The sequence below is a fragment of the Thermodesulfobacteriota bacterium genome, assembly GCA_040754335.1.
In the GTDB taxonomy this organism is placed as follows: domain Bacteria; phylum Desulfobacterota_D; class UBA1144; order Nemesobacterales; family UBA2774; genus 2-12-FULL-53-21.
In genome coordinates this window covers 1-26,904 of sequence record JBFMCV010000011.1, presented here as the reverse complement: position 1 = coordinate 26,904, position 26,904 = coordinate 1, and the positions used below count along the sequence as shown (strand labels likewise).

The following is a 26,904-nucleotide window of genomic DNA, read 5'->3' as shown; positions in this document are numbered from 1 at the left end:
CCTGGGGACAATATTAATATGGACGTAGAGCTGATAGCGCCTGTGGCGTTAGAGGATCAGTTGAGGTTCGCGATAAGGGAAGGGGGAAGGACAGTAGGCGCTGGCGTTGTTACTAAAATCGTGGAGTGATGTGTCAAGGAAATTAATACATGAATCGTGCTGCTAAGATACGTATAAAACTGAAATCGTTCGATCACAGGCTTCTTGACAGGTCTTCTGTGGAGATCGTGGATACGGCAAAAAGGACAGGAGCCAAGGTCGCGGGGCCCGTGCCTCTTCCGACTCACATCAGCCGCTACTGCGTGCTGAGGTCTCCGCACGTGGACAAGAATTCGAGGGAGCATTTCGAGGTCAGAACTCACAAGAGGCTCGTCGATATACTCGAGCCCACGCAACAGACGATCGATGCGCTCATGAAGCTCGACCTGGCTTCGGGCGTCGAGGTCGAGATAAAACTAACGGGATCATAATTTCGATGATTGAAGGAATATTAGGTAAAAAACTGGGAATGACAGAATTCTTTCTCGAGAACGGTACGGCCGTAGTCGCCACCGTTATCGAGGCGGGTCCGTGCTTCGTGGTTCAAAAGAAAACCGCGGAAAAGGACGGCTATGAAGCCCTTCAAATAGGATTCGAAGAGGCCAAGCCCCAGAGAGTGACGAAGCCGATGCTCGGGCATTTTAAGAAGGCCGGGGTTTCGCCCCTTAAGCATATAGTGGAATTCAGCGCGACCGCCGGCGATTACAAGCCCGGAGACGAAATCAAGGCCGATATCTTCAAGGAAGGAGAGACGGTCGATGTCGTGGGTACGAGCAAGGGAAAGGGGTTTGCGGGCGTCATGAAGAGGCACAACTTCGCGGGGCAGCCCGCGTCACACGGCGGCATGGCCCACAGGAGGCCCGGAGGCATAGGCTCGAACACATACCCTGCGAGGGTGTGGAAGGGGCTCAGGATGCCTGGGCACATGGGCAGTGAAAGGGTGACCATGCAGGGCGTGCAGATTTTCAAGGTGGATACCGATAAAAATATAATAATCATAAAAGGATCTGTCCCCGGCCCGAGGGGCGGTCTCGTGATCATAAAGAGAACTTCTAAAGGGAGCAGAGACAGTGCCGCAGCTTGACGTTTTTAACATGGAAAAGAGTAAAGTCGGGACGATAGATCTCGATTCCTCGATATTCGAAGCGCCTGTCAGGGAGCATCTGCTCCATACGGTAGTAAGCTGGCAGCTTACGAAAAGGCGCGCGGGCACCTCTTCCACCAAAGAGAGAGGCGAGGTCAGCGGCGGCGGAAAGAAGCCCTGGAAGCAGAAGCATCTCGGGCGCGCCCGTCAGGGCAGCATACGTGCCCCTCAGTGGAGAAAGGGCGCGATTATATTCGGTCCAAAGCCCAAGGACTGGTCATATACATTAAACAAGAAAAGCAAGCGGCAGGCTCTCATAAGCTCGCTTTCGCTGAAATACAGCGAAGGCAGGATGCTTGCATTGAACGAAATCAGCCTGCCTTCGATCAAGACCAAGCAGGTCGATGAATTCATCAAAAGGTTCGGCTTGAAATCCGCACTCATAATCATAGGCGGCGACAACGAAAACCTGCTCAAGTCCTCAAGAAACATGCCGAACGTCAAGGTGCTTAAAATAGACGGCATCAACGTGTACGACATACTCAGATACGACACGCTTGTGATGACCGAGGAATCGCTCGCCCGCGCACAGGAGGTCCTCGCGAATTGAAAGACCCGAGACAGATAATCAAGCGTCCTCTGGTAACCGAAAAGTCCTCCGATGCGAGAGAGAAGAACTGGTACGTTTTTTCGGTCGACAAGAGGTCGAACAAGCAGGAAATAAAGGACGCCGTCGAAAAGATATTCAAAGTCAAGGTCGGCAAGGTCAGGACTCTCGTTACTACCGGCAAGAAGGTAAAGAGGTTCGGGCGCATATCGGGCAAGAGGCAGTCGATCAAGAAGGCCTATATAGAGGTCAAAGAAGGGACAATTGAGATATTCGAGGGAGTTTAAAAATGGGTATTAAAAAATTCCGCCCCACGAGCGCGGGTACGAGGTTCAGGTCAGGGTCGGATTATTCTGACGTAACGGCGGACAAGCCTCACAAACCCCTTACCTCGCCTTTAAAGAAAAGGGGCGGCAGGAATTCCCAGGGAAGGATAACGAGCTTCCAGAAGGGAGGGGGCAACAAGCGTCTTTACAGGGACATCGACTTCAAGCGCGATAAATACGATATACCCGGAAAGGTCGTGTCTATAGAGTACGACCCCAACCGCTCGTCGAGAATAGCCCTCCTTTTTTATGCGGACGGGGAGAAGAGGTACATACTCGCGCCCGAAGGTCTTAATGTAGGCGATACCGTGTACTCCGGCGAAAACGTCGAAGTAGCTCTTGGCAATGCCCTCCCCCTGAAAAGCATCCCGGTGGGCACGGTGGTGCACAACGTAGAGATGAAGCCCAAGGGAGGGGGCAAGCTCGCGAGAGCAGCCGGAGCCTCTACACAGATAGTGGCTAAGGAAGGCGGCTACGCCCAGCTCAAATTGACCTCGGGCGAGATACGCTTGATAAGCGTTGAATGCATGGCGACCGTAGGCAAGATCGGCAACGCCGAGCACGAGCTTATATCTATAGGAAAGGCGGGAAGGCAGAGACACAGGGGCAGGCGCCCGCACGTGAGGGGCGTTGCGATGAACCCGGTCGATCATCCGCACGGCGGCGGAGAAGGTAAAGCCAGCAAGGGGAACCCTCATCCGGTATCGCCGTGGGGCTGGATAACGATCGGATACAAAACAAGGAAGAACAAGAGAACCGATAATTTCATAGTAAAACGCAGAAGAATCGGTTACGGGATGGATTAAGGAGAGGTTATGCCGAGATCGAGCAAGAAAGGGCCGTATGTAAGTGAGAAACTCCAGGAAAAAGTGGATGCCGAGAGGGCGTCCGGCAGCTCGCGCATTATCAGGACGTGGTCGAGAAGGTCTATGGTCACTCCTGATATGATCGGCCTTACGTTCGCCGTCTACAACGGGAGGAAGTTTATCCCGGTATACGTCACCGAGCACATGGTGGGTCACAAACTGGGCGAATTTTCTCCTACGAGAACCTTTACCGGCCATTCCGGGGATAAAAAAGCAAAAGTAACGAAAGGCAAATCCGAGTAAGAAGGGAACAAGATGGTTTCTCAAGCCGTAAGAAAATACTACAGGTCGTCTCCGAAGAAGCTTGGCCCCGTTCTCGAATTGATAAGGGGGAACGGCGTTGAAGACGCGTTCAGCATACTCTCGGCGCTGCGCAGGAGGTCGGCGCCCGATATCGCGAAGCTGCTCAAGTCGGCGGTGGCGAATGCTGCCGAAAAGGGTCACAGCGATACGGACACGCTCTATATAAAAGAAGCTTATGCATCGAAGGGCCCCACGCTCAAGAGGATACGGGCGAGAGCTATGGGAAGGGCCGCGTCGAGGAAAAAGAGAATGAGCCATATAACCATAGTACTTGAAGAGAGGGGGCTATAAATTGGGTCAGAAAGTATGCCCGATAGGGCTTAGACTGGGAATCACGAAGACTTGGGACTCCAAATGGTTTGCGGAGAAAAAGAAGTACACCGACCTCCTGCATGAAGACCTCAAGATAAGGGACCTTATCAAAAAGGAGTTCTACCAGGCTGCGATCTCCAAGATCGAGCTCGAGCGCGCGGCGTCCGAGAGGGTGAGGATAGTCATTAACTCCGCCCGCCCCGGAATGATTATAGGCAGGAAGGGGCAGGAGATAGAGTCCCTCCGCCAGAGGCTTTCCAAGATGACCGGGAAGGACATCTATCTCGACATCCGCGAGGTCAAGAGGCCCGAGGTCGATTCGCAGCTCGTGGCCGAGAACATAGCCCTTCAGATAGAAAGGCGTGTCGCTTACAGGCGCGCCATGAAAAGGGGCATAGCGTCCGCTCTCAGGCTGGGGGCGCTCGGCATCAAGGTGATGGTCTCGGGCAGGCTCGGAGGCGCAGAGATAGCGAGGCAGGAATGGTACAGGGAAGGGAGAGTGCCTCTCGCAACGCTGAGGGCCGATATAGATTACGGTTTCGCTCAGGCGAAGACCACTTACGGGATAATCGGAATAAAGGTCTGGATTTTTAAAGGCGAAGTGCTCGAAAGGAAACACAAACAAGCTGTTTGACGGTGATAAACAATGTTACAGCCAGCGCGAACTAAATACAGAAAGCTCCACAAGGGCAGAATTAGGGGCAAGGCCACGAAAGGTGCGTCCATGGCATACGGCGAGTACGGGCTCCAGTCCGTCGAAGGCGGGAAGCTCACCTCGAGACAGATAGAGGCAGCGCGTATCGCGATAACCCGCCACGTTAAAAGGGGGGCGAAGCTCTGGATAAGAGTTTTCCCTCACAAGGCGATAACCAAGAAACCCGCCGAAACGAGGATGGGTAAAGGTAAGGGAGACGTCGACAGCTACGTAGCGCCCGTAAGAAGGGGTACGATGATATACGAGATTAGCGGACTCCCTCTCGACCTCGCCAAGGAGGCGTTCAGGCTCGCGTCCCATAAGCTGCCCGTTAAAACGCGCCTCGTATCACGTCACGAGGGGGATATACTCGGATGAAGGCAAGCGAAATAAGGGAATTGACGGAAAATGAGCTGAACAAGAAGAGAACGGAGCTCGCGGAGGAGATCTTCAATCTGAGGATACAGGTCAGCACTCAGCAGACGACTAATTTTGCGAGGATCAGCAAGCTGAAAAAGGACCTCGCCCGCGTCCTGACGGTGATTAGAGAAAAGGAAACTTCAACAGGGAGAAGCTAGTTTAATGCCGAGAGGGAAATACAAGACCAAGATCGGGACCGTAGTCAGCGATAAAATGGACAAAACCGTAGTCGTCGACGTGGTTCAGATAAAGAAAGACCCCACGTACAAGAAGGCGGTCAAGAGGAATACTAAGTTCAAGGCCCACGACGAAAAAGAAGAGTGCAAGGTCGGCGACAGGGTGCTGATACTCGAAACAAGACCCTACAGCAAGACGAAGAGGTGGAGGGTCAGCAAGATTCTCGAGCGCGGCATTCAACTGGAGGTCGAGGCTGATGCAGAAAATCTGGGAGGGAATTCCGAGTGATTAGCTCGACGACGTTTTTGGAGTCAGCCGACAATACGGGGGCTAAAAGGCTTTACTGTATAAAGGTTCTCGGCGGCACGCGCAGGAAGTACGCGAGGCTGGGCGACATTGTGGTCGTATCCATAAAAGAGGCCATCCCCAATTCGAAGGTCGAAAAGGGGGCGGTGCACAGGGCGGTTATAGTCAGGACCAGGAAGGAGCAGAGAAGGACGGACGGCTCTTACGTCAGGTTCGACAACAATGCGGCCGTGCTCATTACTAAGGACAACGAGCCTCTGGGGACGCGTGTTTTCGGCCCTATAGCGAGGGAGCTGCGTACGAAAGGATTCATGAAAATTATTTCTCTTGCGCCGGAGGTAGTTTAAGGTGGGTGCAAAGACTTTGAAAGAAAGAAAAAAATGGAATATAAAGTCGGGGGACACCGTTTACGTGATCGCCGGGAAGGAAAAGGGCAAGACAGGGAAGGTCATAAAGGTGCTTCATAAGAAAGACGGCGCCCTTGTGGAAAAGCTCAATATCGTGAAGCGGCATCAGCGTCAGACGCAGAAGAACCCGACGGGCGGAATAGTCGAGAAGGAATCCCCGATCCACATATCTAACCTGATGATATACGACCCGTCCGAGAGAAAGCCTGTCCGCATCGGACGCAAGCTCTTGGGCAGCGGCGAGAAAGTGAGATACAGCAAAAAGAGCGGAGAGGAGATCAAGAAATAATGACCCCCAGGCTGAAGGATGTTTACAAGAGTAAAGTCGTCCCGTCGCTGAAAACCCGGTTCTCGTATAAGAACCGGATGGAAATACCCAGGGTCGAGAAAATCGTCATCAACATGGGCATCGGCAGGCTAAGCGACGGAGGGAAAGACAAAAAGATCATAGAAGAAGCGGTCGAGGAGCTCTCGCTCATTTCGGGACAGAGGCCTGTTGTCAGGGCGGCGAGGAAATCCATCGCCGGGTTCAAATTGAGAGAAGGAGTGCCTGTGGGCTGCTCGGTCACTCTCAGGGGGAATAAAATGTACGAGTTCCTGGACAGGCTCATCAATCTCACGCTCCCCCGTGTAAGGGACTTCCGCGGTGTGTCGGCGAAGGCGTTCGACGGCAGCGGGAACTACACGCTCGGTCTCAAAGAGCAGATTATTTTCCCCGAGATAGATTACAGCAAGGTCCAGCATGTAAAAGGCATGAATATCACGATAGTCACGACAGCGCGCACGGACGAAGAGGCGAAAGGGCTCCTCCGGGAGTTCGGCATGCCCTTCGTTGCAAATTAAGGGAGAAGGCCGTAATGACACGAAAAGCACTGATGGAAAAATCGATTGCGGAACCGAAGTTCAAGGTGAGGTCCAGGAGCCGCTGTCCCATATGCGGAAGGCCCAGGGCCTTCATGAGGAAATTCAATATGTGCAGGCTCTGTTTCCGCGACCTCTCAAGCTTCGGAAAGATTCCGGGCGTAAGGAAGTCGAGCTGGTAGATTGGGATCATATTGCCGGCGGATTCCGATAAAGGGGCGATTAAATCGATTAAAATAAAGAAGGGCAATAGAATAAATAAAGAGGCGATTCAATAGATGACAGACCCGATAGCTGATATGTTGACGAGGATAAGGAACGCAATAATAGCGGGGCATAAATCCGCCCTGCTCCCTTCTTCCACTATTAAAGTGGAGCTGGCGAGGATATTGAAAGAGCAGGGTTATATTGCGGATTACAAGGCGGAAGATCAAAACGGAAGAAAAATGATAAATATCACGCTTGCGTATACCCCCGACAGGGAAAGCGTAATTAAAGAGATCCGCAGGGTAAGCAAGCCGAGCCGCAGGGTATATGTAAATAAAGATGAGATACCGCGTATAAAGGGCGGGTTGGGCATTTGCATCCTGTCGACGTCCAAGGGGATCATGACTGGGGCGCAGGCGCGGAGACAGGGCGTAGGCGGCGAGCTTATCTGTTCAATATTGTGAGGTAGTCTGAATGTCACGAATTGGAAGAAAACCGATAAAAGTTCCGGGCGGCGTAAAGGTGAGCCTCGGGAAGAACACCGTGCAGGTCGAAGGTGCGAAGGGAAAGCTTTCCTGGGATATCCCGGAAGGGATTAACGCAAAGCTTGAGGACGAGAAAATACTCATAGCCCGCGGCAACGACGAGAAAAAAGTGAAAGCCCTTCACGGTCTCTCCCGCGCCGTCATATCCAACATGGTAACGGGCGTGAGCGAAGGCTTCACGCGGACCCTCGAGATAGTCGGGGTCGGCTACAGGGCTGAGGCCCTCGGCAAGAACCTGTTAAAGTTCAGTCTCGGGTATTCGAACCCGGTCGAATTCCCGCTCCCCGACGGCGTATCCGCTGCGGTCGAGGAAAGGGGCACCAGGTTGATAATTCAGGGGATCGACAAGCAGGCGGTCGGGCAGACAGCGGCCAGGATAAGGGAGCTGCGGCCGCCCGATTCGTATAAGGGCAAGGGTATAAGGTACTCAACCGAGAAAATGAAATTGAAACCCGGAAAGGCTGGTGCAAAGGGATAAAATGAAAATAGCGAGCAGAAAAGCTAAAAGGGACTTGAGGCACGTAAGGGTAAGGAGAAAGATGTCAGGAACCGCGGACAGGCCGAGGCTCGTCGTATTTAAATCCGCAAATCATCTCTATGCGCAGGTCATAGACGATCTCAGGGCGCACACGCTCGTCTCCGCTTCTTCGCTCACCCCTAAGGTCAGGGAGCTGCTGAGCAAGGAAAAACTGAACAAGACGGATGCGGCAAAGATCGTCGGTAAGCATATCGGAGAGCTTTCGGTCTCTATGGGGATAAAACAGGTCTGTTTCGACCGCGGCGGCTACCCGTATCACGGAAGGATCAAGGCCTTTGCGGACGCTGCGAGGGAAGCAGGACTCGAGTTTTAACAATACAGTTCTTATTTAGTCTGTTGTGGGAGGTGTGCTTGCAAAAAGAAAAGATTGACCCGAATGAGTTTGAGCTCAAGGAGAAGGTCGTTCATATAAGGCGCGTGGCCAAGGTTACCAAAGGCGGAAAGAGGTTCCACTTTACCGCGCTCGCCGTGGTGGGTAACTCGGCCGGTGTCATAGGCGTAGGCCTCGGCAAATCGAACGAAGTCCCGGACGCGATACGTAAGGCCATCGAAAAAGCCAAGAAGGGGCTTATAAGAGTCCCCATTCAGGGAAGCACTATTCCTCACGAAGTCCTTGGAGAGCATGTGTCGAGCAGCGTGATGCTGATGCCGGCCGCGCCCGGAACGGGTGTTATAGCCGGGGGCGCCGTAAGAGCGGTAGTGGAGCTCGCCGGCATACACGACATCCTTTCAAAGGTCGTTGGGTCTACGAACCCGCTCAATGTAGTCAAGGCCGCCGTCAACGGGCTCTCCATGCTGAGGATGCCCGGGGACGTCGCCAAGGTCAGGGGGAAGGATTTAAGGGAACTGGATCTTCCGAAATCTTTTTTAAACTGAAGTCGCCGATGTGTAATCCGCCCCTGGGCATGATGAGTGCGGGGGGAAAAGGCGCAAAAATTATTGTCAAGAGGGTCAACTATAATGCTTAACAGTCTATCTCCCCAGCCCGGTTCGAAAAAACAGAAAAAGAGAGTGGGAAGGGGCACCGGCAGCACCGGAAAAACGAGCGGTAAAGGACACAAGGGCCAGAAAGCCAGGTCGGGCGGCAAGGTTTCCCCGTGGTTCGAAGGCGGACAGACGGCTTTGAAATTAAGGTCTCCGAAGAGGGGATTTACGAGCCGTAAGACCCAGAAATACGACGTAATCAACGTTTCCGACCTGAACAGGTTCGGCGAAGGAGACGTCGTTACCCGGGAAGAGTTCGTCGGCGCGGGTCTCGTGAGGGGGAAAAACCCCGTCAAGGTGCTGGGCTCGGGCTCGCTCGACCGGACGCTCACCGTGAAGGCCGACGCCTTCAGTAAAAGCGCTGTCGTAAAAATCGAAGAGAAGGGCGGTAAGGCAGATATTATATGAATAGAAATATAGGCGCTATTCCTAGAATACCTGAGCTTAACAAGCGTCTTCTTTTCACAGCCGTTATGCTTATAGTATACAGGCTCGGAGTGTTCGTTCCGATACCCGGAATCGACCCTGAGCAGATACTCAAGCTCTTCGAGCAGACGAAGGGCACGATCTTTGACATATTGAATATGTTCTCGGGCGGCGCGCTCGAGAGGGCGTCCGTGTTTGCGTTGGGCGTCATGCCTTACATCACATCTTCGATCATCATGTCGCTTCTGGTAAAGGCGTTCCCGTCGCTCGAGGCGATGCAGAAAGAAGGGGAGGCGGGCAGGAGAAAAATAAATCAGTATTCGCGCTACGGCACGGTACTCATTTGTCTCGTCCAGGGCTTTATGCTAGCGATCACGCTCGAGGGAGGCGTAGGGTCGGGCGCCGCAGTGGTAAAGGAAGCCGGATGGACCTTCAGGATAATGACCGTGCTCACGCTTACCGCGGGCTCTTTATTCGTGATGTGGATAGGAGAGCAGATCACTGAGCGGGGCATAGGGAACGGTATCTCTCTCATTATTGCCGCATCGATCATTGTCGGTCTTCCGGGAGGGTTATGGAACATCGTAAGGCTCATAAGCACCGGCGAAATGACCGTTTTCGGCGTCGTGCTGATTGTTATCCTGCTGGTACTGATAGTCGGTTTCATCGTATTTGTAGAAAGGTCTTACAGAAAGATACCGGTGCAATATCCTAGAAGGGTCGTCGGGAGAAAGGTGTTCGGGGGACAGTCCTCCCACCTTCCGCTCAAGACCAACACCGCAGGGGTCATACCCCCTATTTTCGCGTCCTCACTCCTCATATTCCCCGCGACGATACTCACTTTCATAAACGTTCCGTTCCTGAGGGACATGTCGGATTTATTATTTCAGAATTTAATTGTGTATAATATTATATTTGCGGGTCTGATTATATTTTTCGCATATTTCTATACGGCGATCATATACAACCCCGACGATCTGGCTGAGAATTTGAGAAAAAACGGAGGTTTTATTCCCGGTATCAGGCCGGGCAAGAAAACGTCCGAATACATTGACAGAATCCTCGGAAGAATTACTTTTATAGGGGCTATTTATGTAGCCTTCATTTGCGTGATACCCTCGTTTCTCCAGCGGGAGCCGTTCAATCTCCCGTTCTATTTCGGGGGAACATCCCTTTTGATCGTTGTGGGAGTGACGCTCGACTTCGTTCAGCAGGTCGAGTCGTTCCTTATCACCCACAGCTATGAGGGCTTTGTCAGGAAGAAAGGCATGAAGGGCCCGAGGAGATATAACGTTTGAGACCGGAGTCATTGAATGAGATTGATTTTATTTGGCCCGCCCGGAGCAGGGAAAGGGACACAGGCCAAGAAGATAACGGATAAATACATGACGGCGCACATTTCGACAGGCGATATGCTGAGGGCCGCCGTAAAAAACGGCACCGAGCTGGGCGCATTGGCGAAGTCCTACATGGACAAGGGCGAGCTCGTTCCGGACGGGGTAGTCATCGGGATCATAAAGGACAGGATCGCCGAAAAAGACGCCCGGAACGGATTCATGCTGGACGGCTTTCCCCGTACCGTCCCTCAGGCGGAGGCCCTCTCGGAGATGCTCAATTCCGAGGGTAAGACGATCGATGCCGTCGTATCCATCGAAGTAGGGGATGAGGAAATAGTTAAGAGAATACTGGAGCGGCAGAAAATAGAAGGACGAAAAGACGATACCGAGGACGTGGTCAGGAACAGACTCAGGGTCTACCGGAGCCAGACAGAGCCTTTGAAATCCTATTATGCGGACGAAGGTGTTTTGTTCGAAGTGGACGGCATGGGGACGATAGACGATGTCTTCGGAAGGATAGACGGGGTCTTAGCGGGTTTGAATGCATGATTTATTTAAAGAGTAAGGAAGAAATAGACAAGATGCGGAGTGCTGCACAAGTGGTCGTGGAGGCCTTGGGCAAGCTCAGGGAAAACGTGATGCCGGGTGTTACTACCTGGGATCTCGACCGTATGGCCGAAGAGCTCGCGCTTAAGAAAGGGGCGAAGCCCGCCTTCAAGGGTTATTCCAATTACCCCGCGTCTGTTTGCTTCGCGGTCAACGACGAGGTCGTACACGGGATACCGTCTAAAAAGAAGGTGCTCAAGGAAGGAGACATCGTGGGCCTTGATTTCGGGGTGAGCCTCGAGGGTTATTACGGCGACTCCGCGATTACTGTAGCCGTAGGCGACGTGTCCTCCCTGGCGCAGAAGCTTCTGAGGGTCACGGAGGAATCTCTGAAAAGAGGGATAGCCGCGGCTTATCCGGGCAACAGGCTTTTCGACATATCCGGGGCGATACAGACATACGTGGAGGAAGAGGGCTTTTCCATAGTGAGGTCCTTCGTAGGCCACGGTATCGGAAGGAAGCTCCATGAAGACCCGCAGGTCCCGAATTTCGTTCCCGAGAACGGGAGCCATGGTAAAGGGATAAAACTGAAGCCTGGTATGGTGATCGCGATAGAACCCATGGTCAATATCGGGAGGCCCGACATAAAGATTTTAAGCGACGGCTGGACGGCCGTGACGGTTGACGGCACGTTGTCTGCCCATTTCGAGCATACGGTTGCGGTCACCGAAGAAGGACCGGAAGTGCTGACTAGGCAAAACTGAAAATTTATGGCGAAAGAAGAGAGAATAGAGTTCGAGGGGACCGTGATCGAGGCGTTGCCTAATGCAATGTTCAGAGTCGAAATTGAGGGTGGGCATGAGGTGCTCGCATATGTTTCGGGTAAAATGAGGACGCGTTTTATTCGTATTCTGCCCGGCGATAAGGTCAAGCTTGAGCTTTCCCCTTATGACCTCACGAAAGGCAGAATAACTTACAGGTTAAAAAAATGATTTTTGCGGGGTGACCGAAGTGAAAGTTAGAGCGTCTGTGAAAAAGATTTGCGAGAAATGCAGGATAATTAAAAGAAAGGGCGTAGTGCGTATAATTTGCTCGAACAAGAGACATAAACAAAAGCAAGGGTAGGAGGCAAGAATGCCCAGGATCGCAGGTGTTGACATTCCGCTTAACAAAAGGATCGAGGTAGGGCTGACCTACATATACGGCATCGGACGGGTTGTGTCGAGGGAGATACTCAAAGAGGCCAAGGTCGACGTCAATACGCAGGCGAAAGACCTCACCGATCACGAAGTCGCGGCGATAAGAGAAACTATAGAGAACAAGTACACCGTCGAAGGTGAGCTCAGGAAGGAGATACAGACCAATATCAAGCGGCTGATCGAAATAGGCTGTTACAGGGGGGTCAGGCACAGGCTGGGACTTCCCGTCCGCGGCCAGAAGACCAAATCTAACGCGCGTACGAGGAAAGGCCCCCGCGGGACAGCGATAGCAAAGAAGAAAAAGACAACCAAATAACCTAGTCCGGAGATAAGGGATGGCTGCAAAGAAGAGCGGAAAAAAGAAAACAAGGAAATTCGTCGAGCAGGGGATAGTCAACATACAGGCTACCTTTAATAATACGATCATCACGATAAGCGACCAGAGCGGCAATGTGATCGCCTGGTCGAGCGGCGGAATGAAAGGATTCAAGGGGACACGCAAGGGGACGCCCTTCGCGGCTCAGATCGCGGCAGAGGACGCCGCCAAGAAAGCGGCGACCGTAGGGATGAAGAGCGTGTCCGTTTATGTAAAGGGGCCGGGTCCGGGCAGGGAGCCCGCGATAAGGTCTCTCCAGGCCTCCGGACTGAAGATTACGTTCATCAGGGACGTGACGCCTATACCGCATAACGGCTGCAGGCCGCCCGGCAGGAGGAGGGTATAGAATTATGGATTATTCACCGCGAGCTATGGTCAAGAATTCCAAGGAGGTTAAGCAGTAAATGGGAAGATATACCGGGCCTACCGACAGACTATCGAGAAGAGAAGGCGTGAACCTTTTCCTTAAAGGCGAGCGAAGCTACAACGGCAAAACCGCCGTGGAGAAAAGACCGGACCAGGTTCCGGGCGAGCACGGCAAATTTCACGGCAAGTTCTCCGAATTCGGTCTCAGGTTAAGGGAAAAGCAGAAGGTAAAGAGGATGTACGGTATCAGGGAAAAGCAGTTCAGGGGCTATTTCGAAAAGGCTTCGCGCATCAAGGGCGTAACGGGCGCCATCCTCATATCGATGCTCGAAAGGAGGCTCGATAACGTAGTCTACCGTCTCTGCTTCGGCAGCTCCCGCAACGACGCCAGGCAGCTCGTGGGCCATGCCCATGTAACGGTCAACGGCCAGGTGGTCAATATTCCGTCTTATCAGGTCAAGGAAGGCGATAAAATAGAAATAAGGGAAAAGAGCAAAAAACTGCAGAGGATAAATCAGGCCCTTGAGTTCAATTCGAGAAGAGGGGTCCCCGATTGGCTCGAGCTCGACGAAGAAAATTACAGGGGTACCGTGCTCAGGGTGCCTGCGAGGGACGACGTGACGTTCCCGATAGAGGAACAGCTGATCGTCGAATTTTATTCGAGGGTATAGAATTACAGAAGTAAAATTGTGTTCAGTTCCGAAAACGGAGGGAACAAGGTGAAGGATTTTCAAAAAAACTGGCAAGATCTCATTAAACCCAAAAGGATTGAGAAGGACGAAAAAAACGCCTCTCCCTTTTATGCGAAGTTCGTGTGCGAGCCTTTGGAGCGCGGATACGGAGTTACGCTGGGAAATGCATTAAGGAGGGTGCTGCTGTCCTCCATCCAGGGGCCTGCCGTCACCTCTATCAAAATCGATGGTGTCTTGCATGAGTTTTCATCCATCCCCGGGGTTAAAGAAGACGTCACGGAAATAATACTTAATCTCAAAGGCATAGAGCTGAAAATGCATACATACGAGCCGCAGACCATACGCGTCAGCGGGCAGGGCGAATGCGACATCAAGGCCGGGGACATCACTACGGGTCATAACGTCGAGATACTGAACCCGGACCACCACATAGCCACGCTTGCCGAAGGCGCCAAGCTCGAGATGGAAATGAGGGTCGAGATGGGAAGGGGTTACGAGCCCGTCGAGAGGCGCGGGGATCTCCAGAGCACCATAGGGGTCATTCCGATAGACGCGCTCTTCTCGCCGATAAGGAAGGTCAATTACGCGGTCACCAACTCCAGGGTGGGCAGGCGTACTGACTACCAGAGGCTCACGCTCGAGATATGGACGAACGGCACGATATTGCCCGAGGACGCGCTGGCATATGCGTCCAAGATAATCAAGCACCAGCTCTCGGTATTCATTAACTTCGACGAAGCCGAGGTGGACGAAGTTCCCGAGAGCGAGGACAAGCAGGAAATAAAGGGTACCGAGGACATACTCTTCAACACGATCGAGGAGATGGACCTCTCGGCGAGGTCGCTTAACTGTTTGAGAAAGGCAGGCGTGGAGTACACCGGTGATCTGATTCAGAAAACCGAGGAAGACCTCCTCAATCTCGAGAATTTCGGCAAACGCTCTCTCTACGAGATTAAGGAGAGGCTCCACGAGATGGGGCTCGGCCTCGGCCTCAAGATAGACCAGGAAGTCTTTAATAACGAGAAAATAAAGCGCAGCGAGAGGATAGCAACTCAATAGCGATTTGCATGGAGAATCGGAGACCGCATTATGAGACATAAGAGACTCGGACGTAAACTCGGGGTTACCACAAAACACAGAAAATCCATGTTCCGCAACATGGTCACGGATCTGTTCCGTTTCGACAGAATAAAGACGACCGACATGAAGGCTAAAGAGCTCAGGAGAATCGCGGAAAAAATGATCACCCTCGCCAAGGAAGGGACACTACACAAGAGAAGGCAGGCTGCGGCATACATACGTGATAAGGACGTCCTGAAAAAGCTTTTCGATGTAATCGCAGCCAAATTCAAGGACCGCCCGGGCGGATATACCAGGATCATAAAGCTCGGGTTCAGAAAAGGCGATAACACCGCGGTCTCTATAATAGAGCTCGTTGAAGAGGATTATAAGCCGGCCAGGAAAAAGAAGGCGTCCCCCAAGAAGGAGAAGCCGAAAACGGCCGAAGCCGCTACTAAGGGAAAACCCAGGGCAAAGAGCTCGAAGAAGGAGTCCGCCGAAGAGCTTGGGCTTATTGAAGAGGGAAAGCCTGAGGCGGAAGCTGCCGGGCCCGCGACTGAGGCGGCGGAGAAGACGGCGGAGTCTCCGGCTGAGGAGCCCCGGGCACCCGAGCAGGAGTTAAAAGCCTCGGGAGCCGAAGAGCCGGCGGAGACATCGGCTGAGCCCGAAGCTCAGGCCGGAGCCGAGGATAAAAAGGAAGAGTAGATCCGGGTTCTCGATATCACGACCCGGGATTCCGGCATTCATTAACATTCTGACAGAGAGATTGATGAATCCGGTATTCGCAGAAAAATCAGACATCATAAGGGGCGGCCTGAGGGCCGCCTTTCTTTTTTGAGGGGGGTGTTTTCGTTGAAGCCGGTAGGAATCATCCTCGATGCGGAGAAGATTTCTGACATAGCGCTCCTCGCCCGGAGCGCCGAGGAGGCCGGGTTCGATTCGGTCTGGGCAACCGAGCTCTACCGCACATCGTTCCAGCAGCTGGCGGCCGCGGCCCACGCGACCTCGCGGATCAGGCTCGGCACAGCGGTAGCCCTCGCTTTCGTGAGGAGCCCGCTCGTTACCTCCCTCACGGCGCTCGATCTCGACGAAATCTCGAACGGGAGGCTCATACTGGGTCTCGGCACCGGGGCCAGACGGACGAACGAGCTCTGGCACGGCATCGCGCACGGAAGACCCGTTACGCGCATCAGGGAATGCATAGAGGCCGTCAGGCTTATCACAGGCGGCGCGCATATCGGTGAGCCCGTCGAATATAAAGGCGAGTATTACAATATCAGCATGAAGGGCTACAGGCGGCCGTTCAAGCCCGTGAGGGATAAGATACCGATCTACCTCGCCGGAGTCGGGAGCCGCATGTGCCGGGCCGCGGGCGAGACCGCTGACGGTTATCTGGGACACGTCGTCTGCTCGCTCAGGTACTTAAAGGAAATCGTCGTCCCGAGCTTAAGAGATGGCTTGGCTATGTCCGGCAGGGATACCGGCCGGTTCGAGACCGCCTCTATAATCACATGCGCCGTATCAGGCGACAGAAAGCGTGCGATGCATGCGGCAAGGGCGACTATCGCGTTCTACGCCACCGTACGCACATACGAGGCCCCGTTCAGGCTCCACGGCTTCGAGAAAGAGACAGGGATGATAAGGGACGCCTTTTTCAAAGGGGACGTTGAATCGATGATAAAATGCGTTACAGACGACATGGTGGACGCGTTCGCCGTAGTTGGAAACGCGGAGGAGTGCAGAAGGAAGATCGAGGGATACCGGGAACTCATAGACCTGCCCGTCCTGAGCGCCCCCCATTACTATATGGATTTCGATGAAGTAGGCGAATACCAGAGGGCTATATTCGATGCTTTCGGCGGACAGAGACCTTAAAGCCGAACATGGATATGATAACCTAACATCTATAACCGGGCCATGAAAATCTTGATTACGGGAGCCTCGGGGCTCATAGGATCAAAGCTCATACCGTTTCTCTCGGACGAAGGGCATAGCATAACGAGGCTTACGCGGTCCCGGACAGGTGGCTCTTTAGAAACGGCTTACTGGGATCCCGAGCGCGGAGAGATAGAAGGCGGTAAGCTCGAGGGACACGATGCAGTAGTGCACCTCGCGGGCGAAAGCATAGAAGGCAGATGGACCTCGGAGAAAAAACGCAGGATAGAAGAGAGCCGCGTAAGGGGAACGAGGCTCCTCGCCGAAACGCTCTCCGGGCTAGATTCGAAACCCCGTGTCGTGGTCGCAGCCTCGGGGATCGGTTATTACGGGGACAGAGGGGAAGAGGTGCTGACAGAGGAGAGCGGCCCGGGCGCGGGCTTCCTTGCCCGGCTCAGCATAAAATGGGAAGGGGCATTGGGGCCCGCCGCGGATGCCGGTATAAGGTTGGTGAATATGAGGCTCGGTATCGTGCTCGCTCCCTATGGGGGAGCCCTCTCCAGGATGCTCCCGCCGTTCAGGCTGGGGTTGGGGGGGAGGATGGGGAGCGGGAAGCAGTACTGGAGCTGGATCGCGATTGACGATGTGCTCTCTGCGATTTATCATTCACTCGTGTCGGATTACCTCCGGGGTCCGGTGAATTTTACCTCGCCCGGACCTGTCACGAACAGTGAGTTCGCGGAGGCTTTGGGAGACGCCCTTGCGCGCCCGGCTATTTTCCGCATACCGGCATTCGCGCTACGTGTCTTTCTCGGCGAGATGGCCGATGAAACGATGCTCTCGAGCACGCGCGCAGTGCCGTCGAGACTTCTCGGCTCCGGGTTCAAGTTTCGATATCCCGATATCAAAAGCGCCTTAAAACATTTGTTGTCGTGATCGGTCCTGTTCGGAGAGGCTAACAGTGGAGAAATCCGGGTCGAAACAATATGAAGCGTTCCAGCTCCTCGAGGAAGACCTAGACGCGGACCCTTTCAGACAGTTCGGCCGGTGGTACGACGAAGCGTCTCGAGCGGGCTTCATCCACCCCGATGCGTTTGCTCTCGCTACCGTCTCCGCGGACGGGAGACCTTCTGCGAGGATGCTTCTCCTTAAGGGCTTCGATGAAAACGGGTTCGTGTTCTATACGAACTCCGAGAGCAGGAAAGGGGAGGACATGCGGAGGAACAAAAATGCGGCGATCTGTTTCTGGTGGGACAAGCTCGAGCGATCCGTGCGCATCGAGGGGAAAGTGCGCCGTATCTCCGGGGCGGAGTCGGATCTATATTTCGCCACAAGACCCAGGGGCAGCCGGCTGGGCGCCTGGGCGTCACGTCAGAGCCGCGTAATAGAGAGCAGGGAATACCTCGACGGTCTCTATCACAAGCTCGATCTCGAGTATGCTGACATGGAAATCCCCAGGCCTCGTTACTGGAGCGGCTACAGGCTCGTCCCCTCTTCGATCGAATTCTGGCAGGGAAGGCCGAACAGGCTTCACGACAGGCTGAGGTACAGGAAACGGAGGGACGGCAGTTGGATAATAGAAAGGCTCGCGCCCTGAATAGCCGGCACCTCAGCCGTGTTTCATCCGCAGGATAGGAATCCCCACTACTTTAGCCCGGTATATATTATCACTATCCCCATCATAAGCTCGATCGGCTTTCCGGCGCGGAATCCGGCTGCTTCCATGAGCTTGACAAAACTCTCGCGCTGCGGGAACGCAGACGTTGATTCGGAAAGGTATTTGTATTCGACTCCAGTCCCGAATAGTGAGCCGACGAACGGGAGGAAATTCCTGAAATAGAAGAGGTAGACCGGGGCGAAAATCCTGTTCCGCGGGATGGCGAACTCCATAACGCCGGCTTTCCCGCCCGGCCTCAGCACCCTTTTCATCTCCGTGAGCGATTTTAACGGGTCGGCAGTGTTTCTTATGCCGAAGGCTATTGTCACCGCGTCGAAAGCGCCGTCCTTGAACGGCAGGTGCTCCGCATCACAACGCGCGAGCGATATCCTCCCCGCATTTCCGGCAGCTTCTATCTTTTTCCTGGCGAGCTCCAGCATCCTGGCGCTCGGGTCGGCCCCTACTACCCTGCACCCCTTAAGGCTCCCCGCAGTCTCTATCGCCACCTCTCCTGTGCCTGTCGCGACGTCGAGGACCGTATCCGCCCCCATTATCTCTTCCGAAAGACGCTTCCTCCAGAGCCTGTCCATACCCAGGCTGAAGAACGTGTTGAGCGCGTCGTAGCGCTCTGCGACCTTATTGAAAAGCTTGACCGTATCCGGCATTTGTTTCCGGGGTTCCTGCTCTTAAGGAATATTGGCGGCAAATTTACCGCCTGTGTATTTAATGCGGCCGACCGGCAATGCCCCTATTATCTCTTTCATGTGCTCGGATTTATTAAGCACATAATAATGAATACCCGGGACTCCGCGGTTCAGGAGCTCTTTTGACTGGTCTACGCACTGCGCTATGCCGATCGCGCGGGCTTTTTCGTCGTCGTCCTTGCAGGCGTCGAGCCTCTTCCTCAGGCGGGACGGGATGGAAGCTCCGCACATCGAGGTTATTCTCTCTATCTGCCTCACGGAGAGTATCGGCATGAGGCCGGGGATTATGGGAGTGTTTATGCCGTGCGCCTTTGCTCTTTCCGTGAACTCGAAGTAATGACGGTTATCAAAAAAAAGCTGTGTGATCACGATGTCTGCGCCCGCATCGACCTTGAGCTTCAGGTTCTTGATGTCCGCTTCGATATCGGGAGCTTCCGTGTGCTTTTCGGGGTACCCGCCTACGGCGATTCCGAAGTATCTCCGTTTGAGCGTCTTTTCCTCGAAATGACGTATGTGCCTCACCAGCTCGTATCCGTATCTGTAACCGTCAGGCGGCGGTATGAATTCCGCAGCGCCCGGCGGAGTATCCCCCCGTATGGCAACTATGTTTTCTATGCCTGCTTCGTATATCCGGTTCAGCATCCGGTCGAGATCGTCCCTCGACGATCCGACACACGTGAGGTGACACGCGCTTTCCACGCCGAACCGGTTTTTGATAAGAGATGCTATCTCGAGAGTTCTTTCCCTCGTCGATCCCATGGCTCCGTAGGTAACGGTTATGAAATCCGGACTCAGCCCCGCGAGCTCCTCCAGGACCTTCTCCAGGTTTTCCATGCCCTTTTCCGTTTTAGGAGGAAAAATTTCAAATGAGATTACAGGTTCTTTCCCGCGATTTTTAAAGTATTCCGGCAAACGCATAATTGACCCTACACCAACTATAGGCAATTAATTCTTTCACTTCCGTGCCTTTTTGTCAAATGAAGCTGTTACCCGTCACGATCTGGGTTATAATATACGCTTCTTTCTTTTATCTCCGGTCGCCGGACGAATGGGGTGGTCCGTTTATGCGGTCCGATTTTTTCTTAGCCATTGCCGTTTCGATATTGATCCTGGCCGCAGGATGTCAAGGGGGCGGATCATCCTCGAACGGAAGTTCCGGTTCTCCTTTGAAAGTCACGATTGTAAATCTGGCCTGTCCCGCATACGCTCTTCCTGACCGGACCACGGCGGCTTCGGACGACTTGGAAGAAGCGAACAAGATGAAAAATAACTGCGCAGTCATACTGACGTGGTGGAACGCCTTACCGCAGCAGACGTGGTGTCCGTACATGATGGAGGATTCGGTAGTGGAGCATTGCGGGCCATACGACAACTGGGGATTTATGAGTTCGATAAACGACAAGAGCACGTGGAACCTTGGAGGGGACATATATAACGATTACATACTGCCCCAGAAGCCGCAGTGGGTTCTCAAGGACAAGAACGGGAATACTGTATATAACGAGTGGGTGGCGCAGGAGCATTTGGTGGACCACGGGAACATGGATTACGTGGACTTTTACTTTGACTATTTTATCCAGGTACCGTCGACGATAGCCGGGGGCAGGTGGAAGGGGACGTACAAGGAGAGGGGTTGGAACTTGAGGTTTCTGGACAATTTTAACGTATATTTGCCAGTCGGGTGGGGATGGAGCGCGATACCGAAGAACCCCGCCACGGGGAATGAGTTCACGCGGGAGGAGAGGGAGCAGGACATGCTGAGCGCGGCGATGAGGATGCGGCAGCTTGCGGATACGGAGGCCGGGGGGCTTAAGTATATCGTGAACGTATGGACCGACGTTGAGGCCATGTATTTTGACAGGGACGTATACCCTGAGCTGATGCAGTACATGGACTATGCGTTGTTTGAGGCGTGGACGACGAACGGGGACGGGTCGCCTGTGAGCGAGCAGGTGTGGCTGAGGAGGGTTCTGGCGGCGCAGGACATGGTGCAGAACCGGAGGGCGGAGCCGGTTGTGCAGGTTGAGTGGGGAGATTTCTGGTTTGCCCTGTCTTCACTCCTCCTCGTCAGGGAAAACGGTAAAGGCATGATCTGGTCGAACAAAATGTACTCAGACGCTCTGATTCAGCAGTTGAGCGCCCTCGATCTTGGAGAACCTCAGGATCTCTTTACCTTCGCCGACAACGTCTATCAAAGGGAGTGGGAAAAGGGTAAGGTTATAGTTAATCCTTCGGACGATGTTACGGTCGAGATGCCTCTCGACGATAGCTATCGGGATGCCGCAACCGGGGAGATGGTGACAGCCGTTACGCTGCCCCCGAAATCGGGAAAGATTCTAATCGTACCCTGAAATCCATTTCCGCTCTTTTTCACTCTCTCCTCCGGCCGAGAGCCGGAGATGTTTGACATCAAATCCCCGTCAACTATATTTGAATGTGAATTTTGCTGCCGATGTCGCCGGCGGACTTTGAAAGGAGTAACTGTTGCGGGAAAGGAATATTAAATCTGCGGTCAGGCTTCTTACCTTTGCACTCGTCTTTCTGTTGCCGGGCTGTCAGCAGGTGAAAGAGATACCCGACGAAATTCCCGAGCAGCTCCCGAACCCTGTGCGCGACTTTACCGAGAAGGATAATTATCTCGTCGGTCTCAACTGGTATAAGCAGTGGAACTATCAAATTGCCGCGAAGTTCTGGAAGCCGCTGTCCCTGGAGGGTGACTGCGACGCCCAGTACGCGCTCGGGCTGTTGTACTTTGAGGGTCTGGGGGTCGGTCATAGCTACGAAAAAGCGATAGGACTCTGGACGAGGTCAGCGGATCAGGGACAGGCCCAGGCGCAGATCAGCCTCGGTGTCGTTTATTCAAGATCGAGACTTCAGTATACCTCGCTCGATTGTAAAAGCGGGTGCGGTCAGGAAAGGGACCTGATAAAAGCCTATAAATGGTTCGGTATCGCAAGCGAGATCGGCTCGCCTCACGAGAAGCGGATCGCCGAGGATTCGCTGAACAATATAATGCACGAAATGACTCCCGAAGAGATTCAGGAGGGGGAGGCGCTTGTCAGCGCCTGGAAGCCTGATCCGGCGCGCTGCGACACCAGGGGATACTTTATTGTAGGCCCTTAGATGAAAAGCCGATAATTTCCCGCCTCACGCCCCCACATAAATTCCTGCCGACTTTATCAACGTACTTGACACACTGTTTGAATATGGTAATATGATAATGATATTGAATATCAATATAAATATCTGACCCCGCAACGCATATAAAGACGAATCTAAGAAGCGGGCTCTTTTATAAAGATCTAAGGAGGCTGTCGATGGGTTTTCTATGCGATACAGATAAACCGCTTGTGCTCTCGTCGTCGAACATCGGCAATATTTCCAAATGCGGGTGCTGTAATTTCTATCACCTGTGCATAGGGAATATTACTCTTAGACTGGAGCATAAATATATGCTGACGCTTACGCAGATGATAATTGAGGCCCTCGAGGTCAATTCGGCTGCGGAGCGGGGATTTGGCGTGCAGATGCGGAATCAGGCGTGAATGGATCGACCGAATAAAGAAAGCGATACTCCCGGGAGAAGGGCGGCGCCATGAAATAATAGTCCTATTACCTTAGCTAGCCGCCCTTCTTCTTCCAACCGTAAACCGAAAGGATGTAAACCCGGCCTGGAATTGAAGCTTTAAAACAATGCTCTTTAGATCTTCGTGAATACTGGTGCCGGTATCCCGGGAATTCGGAATAAATAACAGACATATTGAATATGAATTTCATTGTCTTGACAAATCGTATGACTGATGTATGTTGATTTTGATTCCGATATTCAATACTATACAAGGAGGTGTGGGAGGATGGGAGAGATTCGCTTATTTTCGACGGGGGACTCGAGACGAGTGTTAATGATCCCTCTTTTATTGTTAGTGGTTTTATTAGCACCCACGAATGTCTTTTCGGATGAGCTGACACAGGGTCATCAGGGGAATCCCCGGAATATCGATGTATACGAAAAAATAAGGACTCAAAAAAACGATGACGGTAAAACCGGTTCTGCTGATGCCGGAAACAAAAGTATCGTCGTCGCCCAGAACAAAAGCAGTGCGCAGAGCCAGTCACAGGACCAGAGAATTCAGGACTTGGAGAATAAGCTCAGGAGCGTGAGCGACGAGCTGCAGCAGCTCAAAGCGCAGGGCATTCCTGATGACAGGCTTAAGGCAATCGAGGAGAAATTGAGCGTGCTCGCTCAGGAGATCGACAATATCAAGCAAGTCTCCGTGATCCCTGAGCCCACTTACGAGCAAATGTTCGGGGCCGGGCCGGCTGCATCGAAGGTTTATCTCACTAACAAAGGGCTATCGATCGGCGGTTACGGCGAGCTGCTCATGGGCCAGGCCGTCTTTGACGGTGACGATACGGTCGATACCCAGAGGGTCGTCCTTTATTTCGGATATAAATTTACGGACAGGATAATCTTCAATTCGGAAATTGAATTCGAGCACGCATCTACGGGAACAAACGTACAGGGGGATGAGGGCGAAGTGTCTGTCGAATTCGCTCTTCTCGATTTCCTCCTCGTACAGGAATTTAACCTCCGTGGCGGGCTCTTGCTAGCTCCTTTCGGCATAATAAACGAAGTTCATGAGCCCACGACGTTCTTCGGAGTTTTCAGGGACGGGACGGAAAGGTTCGTTATTCCGACGACGTGGAGAGAGAACGGGATAGGCGCGTTCGGCGACTTTGATCTCGGCAGGGGCGGTAATCTGAGCTACAAGGCTTATGTCATGAATAGTTTCAATGCGGAGGGTTTCACTGCTTCTAGCAACAGGGGCATAAGGACTAACGGCACGGAATCCTTATTCAACAACGTTGCGTTCGTCGGCAGGGCGGAATATAATCCATTCCCTTATCTTACTGTGGCGGGCTCCATATTCCTCGGCAATACGGGGCAGAACGCAAAGGTGGACGACCCGGCCTCCCAGTTCAACGGACAAAAGGTCAAGGGGTTCTTCCAGATGTACGAAGGGGACATACAGTTCCAGTATGCCGGATTCGAGGGCAGGGCGCTCGGCGTGATCACGAGACTCGACGACGCTGCTCAAATAAACGCCTTAAACGGTTTTGTCGGGGATGAGTCCGTGGGCAACCAGCAGTGGGGATACTATGTAGAAGGGGGATACAACGTCCTGTCCCTTGCCGATACAACGAGCCAGTATTTTCAGTACCTGGCCCCGTTCGTAAGGTGGGATGCCTTCGATACTCAGGCTCACGTCCCCTCCGGCTTCCAGCGCAACCCTGCCAACAACAGACAAGACCTGACGATAGGTATCAATTATAAGCCCATACCGCAAGTCGTGGTGAAAGCGGAGTATCAGTGGCTGGATAATAACGCCGACGAGTCGCAGAATCAGATTAATTTCGGCCTTGGATATGTATTCTAAATCTGGTTAAATATACCTTCCGTGAGGGCGCGGGTGATATCGCACCGCGCCCTCGTTATATATTCCCTGATCCGGCCTATATGAAAACGTTATACATTCTTTCCCTTTGCCTCTTTATTTTTTCCGCATCCGCTCAATCGAAAGTATTCATGAAAAGGGATGAAGCGCTCGCCCTGGCATTCCCCGGCGCGGACAGGATAAGTAAGAGAGAGGTCATTCTCACGGAAGAACAGTCCCGGGAAATCGAGTCGCTCTCGAAATCCAAACTCTCAACGAGACTGTATATCATTTACGAAGGGTTTAAAGGGGATACGTCTCTCGGATATGCTATAATTGACACGCACACTCTCAGGACCAAGACGGAGACAGTAATGTTTGTGATCAATCCTGACGGCACTCTCAGGCAGACCGAGATTCTCGCGTTTTTCGAGCCGCCCGAATATATGCCCGGGAACAACTGGATCGCGCTGTTTTACGGCAAAAGCATAAAGGATCCCCTGAAGCCGGGCAGGGACATACCTAACATCACAGGCGCTACGATAACGTCAGACTCATTGTCCCGGACGACCCGGCAGGTGCTTGCCCTTGCCGCTGTCGTCCTTACCGGCCTTAAGCCGGAAAGTGATACCGAGGATTAAATTGCGATTCTTTATTTCCCCGGACATCAGGAAGAATTCACTGTTGAGGCTTATAATAGCCTTCACGGTGCTTTTTTTTGTCTTATTGTGGGTAACCAACCTGCTGCTCTACCTCCAGGTCGGATTCAGCTACGATTCCGTTGTTGAGTATTACAGGGGCTCCGAGGCCGATTTCAGACCTCCCAAGAGCTATCTCGGAATGCTTGAGGAAGCCCATTTCCACTTCTTTTCGATGGCCGTAATACTCGTGACTCTGAATCATTTGATACTTTTTACCACTCTGGGGAACATCTGGAAGCTCCTGCTCGTAGTTTCTTCATTTTTATCCGCACTGGGTGACATTGCAGGAGGGTGGCTTATAAGATATGTGAGCCCTGATTTCGCCTATTTTAAAATAGCCTCCGTGATAGTCCTTCAGGTCTCGCTCGCTGCACTGATGATTATTACTATATGGTTTATTTACGGTGCGAGTAAGAATTCGTACAATAACGGCCTCTCCTCATCCGGTTAATCGTTCTTCCTCTACAAAAAAACAAATAATTTACGATTTATATCCAAAATTGATTGTAATGTGGCATACGTATCTTCGTTCTGACTAATCTTGTCATGGATTTCTATAGAATGACAAAATATGACAGAAAAACCCCTCCGGATAGCTGATTCATGAGATTTTTGAGCATCCCAATGTCTGAGTGATATGTACCACTTGTCTTCTCATATTTAAGGCAAAAACTGAAGTTTATATGAAATGGTATGAATATTGCATATTAGTGATCACGTGTAAAAAAGATTAAAAGGCATGTCCTAAACGATAAAGGCAAACCATCCGAAAGGGTGGGACGCAAAGCCTTCGACCTAAGTGCCTCGTGGTTGGCATAAGGTGGCCGGGTTGCCGAAATAGGAAGATAGTTTTAGTCCCGACGTCTTTCCTAGATCACTCTGACCTGCCTGCTCATAGCAGGGTCGAATGGAATGCTTCCCTCGAAAGGGTGGATGAGCCTGCGAAAGGAGGCATTCAGATGAGAAGTTTCAACATATCAATCAAAATATATATATTGCTCCTGGGGGCGGTAATGTCCTTATGCGGACCGCTGGCGTCGCAGGCTTTTTTCAGTCCTAGTCCTGGTTCCGGCTCTTCCTCTTCTAATCCTGCTCCTACCAGAAACCCGTCTACATCTGCGGGGGATAAATTGTCTTCGATTCAGGATACATATGTAGACCAGCGCAAGGTAAACAACAGTTACGGCTCTTCTTCCAGTCTACAGCTGAACTCCAAGAACAAACAAATAAAACAGGGACTAATGAAATTTGATATTTCGAGGATTCCAAGCGGATCCGAAGTTACCAAAGCCCAGCTGTGGATATACGTTTCTAAAAAAAGCAGGACCAGCAGCTCGATTTCAATCCATGAGGTTGAAGGCGCTTGGTCGAAATCGACGACGTGGAGTAAAAAACCCCCGATGTCCGGCTCCAGTGAAGGTGGTATGTCTATACCCAAGGCCGGCGATTATTATGCGATTGAGGTGACGGGTCTGGTTCAGGACTGGGTTGACGGGACTGAACAGAACAACGGGGTGTATATTGTGGCAAGGAGCGGTGAAGTCTATATGAACAGCGCGGAGAGCAAAAAATATAAACCCGTTCTTACCGTCGAGCATAAAGGTCCTAAATCGGGCCCCAAACCGACGCCTACTCCAACGCCTTCTCCAACACCTGCACCGACGCCGGCACCTACTGCTTCTCCAACGCCTGTTCCGATCCCTACGCCGACCCCAACTCCTACTCCTGATATGCCGATGACATTTGCATGTACTATGTATAGTGCATCAAAGCCGTATCCCGGTAGTTCCTCGGATGTTGCAATGATGAATACGTACAAATCCTACTGTACGATAGTCATGCAATGGTGGTACAA

At 52.5% G+C, this 26,904-nt stretch carries 42 protein-coding genes, 1 pseudogene and 1 riboswitch; of the genes and pseudogenes, 41 read left to right on the top strand and 2 right to left on the bottom strand.

The window, feature by feature from the left end; all coding sequences use genetic code 11:
- The 34 genes and pseudogenes from tuf to pdxH all read left to right on the top strand — a co-directional run.
- Positions 1 to 129 (top strand): elongation factor Tu (gene tuf / locus AB1598_15035; GenBank protein ID MEW6146326.1); only part of this gene is annotated, 129 nt, incomplete at its 5' end.
- Between the two features lie 20 nt (positions 130 to 149).
- On the top strand, positions 150 to 470 hold the full coding sequence (gene rpsJ / locus AB1598_15030) for a 30S ribosomal protein S10 (protein ID MEW6146325.1): 321 nt from the start codon (positions 150 to 152) through the stop codon (positions 468 to 470).
- 5 nt (positions 471 to 475) lie between these two features.
- Positions 476 to 1,123 (top strand): 50S ribosomal protein L3, encoded by a 648-nt coding sequence (gene rplC / locus AB1598_15025; protein ID MEW6146324.1) that lies wholly within the window; start codon positions 476 to 478, stop codon positions 1,121 to 1,123.
- Positions 1,124 to 1,133: 10 nt separating this feature from the next.
- Entirely contained in the window at positions 1,134 to 1,733 is a 600-nt protein-coding gene (rplD, locus tag AB1598_15020; GenBank protein ID MEW6146323.1) for a 50S ribosomal protein L4, read from the top strand.
- A complete protein-coding gene (gene rplW / locus AB1598_15015) occupies positions 1,730 to 2,017 on the top strand; it encodes a 50S ribosomal protein L23 (protein MEW6146322.1) in 288 nt (95 codons plus the stop codon). The genes rplD and rplW overlap by 4 nt, the downstream gene beginning before the upstream one ends.
- Positions 2,018 to 2,019: 2 nt before the next feature.
- Positions 2,020 to 2,862 carry a 50S ribosomal protein L2 gene (rplB, locus tag AB1598_15010; protein MEW6146321.1) on the top strand — a complete coding sequence of 281 codons (843 nt, stop codon included), beginning with the start codon at positions 2,020 to 2,022 and terminating at the stop codon, positions 2,860 to 2,862.
- Positions 2,863 to 2,871: 9 nt separating this feature from the next.
- Entirely contained in the window at positions 2,872 to 3,165 is a 294-nt protein-coding gene (gene rpsS, locus AB1598_15005; protein MEW6146320.1) for a 30S ribosomal protein S19, read from the top strand.
- A gap of 12 nt (positions 3,166 to 3,177) precedes the next feature.
- On the top strand, positions 3,178 to 3,516 hold the full coding sequence (rplV, locus tag AB1598_15000; GenBank protein MEW6146319.1) for a 50S ribosomal protein L22: 339 nt from the start codon (positions 3,178 to 3,180) through the stop codon (positions 3,514 to 3,516).
- A gap of 1 nt (position 3,517) precedes the next feature.
- Positions 3,518 to 4,171 (top strand): 30S ribosomal protein S3, encoded by a 654-nt coding sequence (rpsC, locus tag AB1598_14995; protein ID MEW6146318.1) that lies wholly within the window; start codon positions 3,518 to 3,520, stop codon positions 4,169 to 4,171.
- A 12-nt stretch (positions 4,172 to 4,183) separates the two neighbouring features.
- The gene (gene rplP, locus AB1598_14990; protein MEW6146317.1) at positions 4,184 to 4,609 is read left to right on the top strand and encodes a 50S ribosomal protein L16; all 426 of its coding nucleotides are present in this window, start codon (positions 4,184 to 4,186) and stop codon (positions 4,607 to 4,609) included.
- Entirely contained in the window at positions 4,606 to 4,809 is a 204-nt protein-coding gene (rpmC, locus tag AB1598_14985) for a 50S ribosomal protein L29 (GenBank protein MEW6146316.1), read from the top strand. The genes rplP and rpmC overlap by 4 nt, the downstream gene beginning before the upstream one ends.
- A gap of 4 nt (positions 4,810 to 4,813) precedes the next feature.
- The gene (gene rpsQ, locus AB1598_14980; GenBank protein ID MEW6146315.1) at positions 4,814 to 5,116 is read left to right on the top strand and encodes a 30S ribosomal protein S17; all 303 of its coding nucleotides are present in this window, start codon (positions 4,814 to 4,816) and stop codon (positions 5,114 to 5,116) included.
- Positions 5,113 to 5,481 carry a 50S ribosomal protein L14 gene (rplN, locus tag AB1598_14975; GenBank protein ID MEW6146314.1) on the top strand — a complete coding sequence of 123 codons (369 nt, stop codon included), beginning with the start codon at positions 5,113 to 5,115 and terminating at the stop codon, positions 5,479 to 5,481. Before rpsQ ends, rplN begins: the two co-directional genes overlap by 4 nt.
- 1 nt (position 5,482) lies before the next feature.
- A complete protein-coding gene (gene rplX, locus AB1598_14970; protein ID MEW6146313.1) occupies positions 5,483 to 5,830 on the top strand; it encodes a 50S ribosomal protein L24 in 348 nt (115 codons plus the stop codon).
- Positions 5,830 to 6,384 (top strand): 50S ribosomal protein L5, encoded by a 555-nt coding sequence (rplE, locus tag AB1598_14965; GenBank protein ID MEW6146312.1) that lies wholly within the window; start codon positions 5,830 to 5,832, stop codon positions 6,382 to 6,384. Before rplX ends, rplE begins: the two co-directional genes overlap by 1 nt.
- 14 nt (positions 6,385 to 6,398) lie before the next feature.
- The gene (locus AB1598_14960; GenBank protein ID MEW6146311.1) at positions 6,399 to 6,584 is read left to right on the top strand and encodes a type Z 30S ribosomal protein S14; all 186 of its coding nucleotides are present in this window, start codon (positions 6,399 to 6,401) and stop codon (positions 6,582 to 6,584) included.
- A 96-nt stretch (positions 6,585 to 6,680) separates the two neighbouring features.
- Positions 6,681 to 7,073, top strand: coding sequence for a 30S ribosomal protein S8 (gene rpsH / locus AB1598_14955; GenBank protein ID MEW6146310.1), 393 nt, complete (start codon positions 6,681 to 6,683; stop codon positions 7,071 to 7,073).
- A gap of 10 nt (positions 7,074 to 7,083) precedes the next feature.
- Positions 7,084 to 7,632, top strand: a complete 549-nt coding sequence (rplF, locus tag AB1598_14950; GenBank protein ID MEW6146309.1) for a 50S ribosomal protein L6 — start codon at positions 7,084 to 7,086, stop codon at positions 7,630 to 7,632.
- Between the two features lies 1 nt (position 7,633).
- Positions 7,634 to 8,005, top strand: coding sequence for a 50S ribosomal protein L18 (gene rplR, locus AB1598_14945; protein ID MEW6146308.1), 372 nt, complete (start codon positions 7,634 to 7,636; stop codon positions 8,003 to 8,005).
- Between the two features lie 38 nt (positions 8,006 to 8,043).
- The gene (gene rpsE, locus AB1598_14940; protein ID MEW6146307.1) at positions 8,044 to 8,568 is read left to right on the top strand and encodes a 30S ribosomal protein S5; all 525 of its coding nucleotides are present in this window, start codon (positions 8,044 to 8,046) and stop codon (positions 8,566 to 8,568) included.
- 81 nt (positions 8,569 to 8,649) lie between these two features.
- Positions 8,650 to 9,084 carry a 50S ribosomal protein L15 gene (gene rplO / locus AB1598_14935; protein ID MEW6146306.1) on the top strand — a complete coding sequence of 145 codons (435 nt, stop codon included), beginning with the start codon at positions 8,650 to 8,652 and terminating at the stop codon, positions 9,082 to 9,084.
- The gene (gene secY / locus AB1598_14930) at positions 9,081 to 10,400 is read left to right on the top strand and encodes a preprotein translocase subunit SecY (protein MEW6146305.1); all 1,320 of its coding nucleotides are present in this window, start codon (positions 9,081 to 9,083) and stop codon (positions 10,398 to 10,400) included. The genes rplO and secY overlap by 4 nt, the downstream gene beginning before the upstream one ends.
- Before the next feature lie 15 nt (positions 10,401 to 10,415).
- Positions 10,416 to 10,988 carry an adenylate kinase gene (locus AB1598_14925; GenBank protein ID MEW6146304.1) on the top strand — a complete coding sequence of 191 codons (573 nt, stop codon included), beginning with the start codon at positions 10,416 to 10,418 and terminating at the stop codon, positions 10,986 to 10,988.
- Positions 10,985 to 11,749 (top strand): type I methionyl aminopeptidase, encoded by a 765-nt coding sequence (map, locus tag AB1598_14920; protein ID MEW6146303.1) that lies wholly within the window; start codon positions 10,985 to 10,987, stop codon positions 11,747 to 11,749. Before AB1598_14925 ends, map begins: the two co-directional genes overlap by 4 nt.
- A 6-nt stretch (positions 11,750 to 11,755) precedes the next feature.
- Positions 11,756 to 11,977, top strand: a complete 222-nt coding sequence (gene infA / locus AB1598_14915; protein MEW6146302.1) for a translation initiation factor IF-1 — start codon at positions 11,756 to 11,758, stop codon at positions 11,975 to 11,977.
- 19 nt (positions 11,978 to 11,996) lie between these two features.
- The gene (rpmJ, locus tag AB1598_14910) at positions 11,997 to 12,110 is read left to right on the top strand and encodes a 50S ribosomal protein L36 (protein MEW6146301.1); all 114 of its coding nucleotides are present in this window, start codon (positions 11,997 to 11,999) and stop codon (positions 12,108 to 12,110) included.
- A 9-nt stretch (positions 12,111 to 12,119) separates the two neighbouring features.
- Entirely contained in the window at positions 12,120 to 12,500 is a 381-nt protein-coding gene (gene rpsM / locus AB1598_14905; GenBank protein ID MEW6146300.1) for a 30S ribosomal protein S13, read from the top strand.
- A gap of 19 nt (positions 12,501 to 12,519) precedes the next feature.
- Positions 12,520 to 12,906, top strand: coding sequence for a 30S ribosomal protein S11 (gene rpsK / locus AB1598_14900; protein ID MEW6146299.1), 387 nt, complete (start codon positions 12,520 to 12,522; stop codon positions 12,904 to 12,906).
- A gap of 58 nt (positions 12,907 to 12,964) precedes the next feature.
- Positions 12,965 to 13,597, top strand: a complete 633-nt coding sequence (gene rpsD, locus AB1598_14895) for a 30S ribosomal protein S4 (GenBank protein MEW6146298.1) — start codon at positions 12,965 to 12,967, stop codon at positions 13,595 to 13,597.
- Between the two features lie 48 nt (positions 13,598 to 13,645).
- Positions 13,646 to 14,677, top strand: a complete 1,032-nt coding sequence (locus tag AB1598_14890; GenBank protein ID MEW6146297.1) for a DNA-directed RNA polymerase subunit alpha — start codon at positions 13,646 to 13,648, stop codon at positions 14,675 to 14,677.
- A 30-nt stretch (positions 14,678 to 14,707) separates the two neighbouring features.
- Positions 14,708 to 15,067: pseudogene (gene rplQ / locus AB1598_14885) on the top strand (50S ribosomal protein L17).
- A 462-nt stretch (positions 15,068 to 15,529) separates the two neighbouring features.
- Positions 15,530 to 16,552 carry an LLM class flavin-dependent oxidoreductase gene (locus AB1598_14880; GenBank protein MEW6146296.1) on the top strand — a complete coding sequence of 341 codons (1,023 nt, stop codon included), beginning with the start codon at positions 15,530 to 15,532 and terminating at the stop codon, positions 16,550 to 16,552.
- Positions 16,553 to 16,594: 42 nt separating this feature from the next.
- A complete protein-coding gene (locus AB1598_14875) occupies positions 16,595 to 17,488 on the top strand; it encodes a TIGR01777 family oxidoreductase (GenBank protein MEW6146295.1) in 894 nt (297 codons plus the stop codon).
- A 25-nt stretch (positions 17,489 to 17,513) separates the two neighbouring features.
- Positions 17,514 to 18,149 carry a pyridoxamine 5'-phosphate oxidase gene (gene pdxH, locus AB1598_14870; protein MEW6146294.1) on the top strand — a complete coding sequence of 212 codons (636 nt, stop codon included), beginning with the start codon at positions 17,514 to 17,516 and terminating at the stop codon, positions 18,147 to 18,149.
- A gap of 47 nt (positions 18,150 to 18,196) precedes the next feature.
- Here the strand turns inward: pdxH and AB1598_14865 are convergent, their stop codons facing one another.
- Both AB1598_14865 and metF read right to left on the bottom strand, forming a co-directional pair.
- Positions 18,197 to 18,874 (bottom strand): ubiquinone/menaquinone biosynthesis methyltransferase, encoded by a 678-nt coding sequence (locus tag AB1598_14865; protein MEW6146293.1) that lies wholly within the window; start codon positions 18,872 to 18,874, stop codon positions 18,197 to 18,199.
- Between the two features lie 21 nt (positions 18,875 to 18,895).
- The gene (gene metF / locus AB1598_14860) at positions 18,896 to 19,831 is read right to left on the bottom strand and encodes a methylenetetrahydrofolate reductase [NAD(P)H] (GenBank protein MEW6146292.1); all 936 of its coding nucleotides are present in this window, start codon (positions 19,829 to 19,831) and stop codon (positions 18,896 to 18,898) included.
- A 248-nt stretch (positions 19,832 to 20,079) separates the two neighbouring features.
- Between metF and AB1598_14855 the strand changes: the two genes are divergently transcribed.
- The 7 genes from AB1598_14855 to AB1598_14825 form a co-directional block, all read left to right on the top strand.
- Positions 20,080 to 21,264: a hypothetical protein gene (locus AB1598_14855; protein ID MEW6146291.1), complete on the top strand. Its 1,185-nt coding sequence runs from the start codon at positions 20,080 to 20,082 to the stop codon at positions 21,262 to 21,264.
- 133 nt (positions 21,265 to 21,397) lie between these two features.
- Complete coding sequence (locus AB1598_14850) at positions 21,398 to 22,036, top strand: tetratricopeptide repeat protein (GenBank protein MEW6146290.1); 639 nt, start codon at positions 21,398 to 21,400, stop codon at positions 22,034 to 22,036.
- A gap of 194 nt (positions 22,037 to 22,230) precedes the next feature.
- Positions 22,231 to 22,458, top strand: coding sequence for a hypothetical protein (locus AB1598_14845; GenBank protein MEW6146289.1), 228 nt, complete (start codon positions 22,231 to 22,233; stop codon positions 22,456 to 22,458).
- Between the two features lie 591 nt (positions 22,459 to 23,049).
- On the top strand, positions 23,050 to 24,351 hold the full coding sequence (locus tag AB1598_14840; protein MEW6146288.1) for a hypothetical protein: 1,302 nt from the start codon (positions 23,050 to 23,052) through the stop codon (positions 24,349 to 24,351).
- A gap of 149 nt (positions 24,352 to 24,500) precedes the next feature.
- Complete coding sequence (locus AB1598_14835) at positions 24,501 to 24,989, top strand: FMN-binding protein (protein MEW6146287.1); 489 nt, start codon at positions 24,501 to 24,503, stop codon at positions 24,987 to 24,989.
- Between the two features lie 43 nt (positions 24,990 to 25,032).
- On the top strand, positions 25,033 to 25,500 hold the full coding sequence (locus tag AB1598_14830) for a hypothetical protein (protein MEW6146286.1): 468 nt from the start codon (positions 25,033 to 25,035) through the stop codon (positions 25,498 to 25,500).
- Positions 25,501 to 25,795: 295 nt separating this feature from the next.
- Positions 25,796 to 25,886, top strand: a riboswitch (cyclic di-GMP riboswitch).
- 122 nt (positions 25,887 to 26,008) lie between these two features.
- Positions 26,009 to 26,904, top strand: an 896-nt coding sequence (locus AB1598_14825) for a DNRLRE domain-containing protein (protein ID MEW6146285.1), incomplete at its 3' end; no start/stop codon positions are given.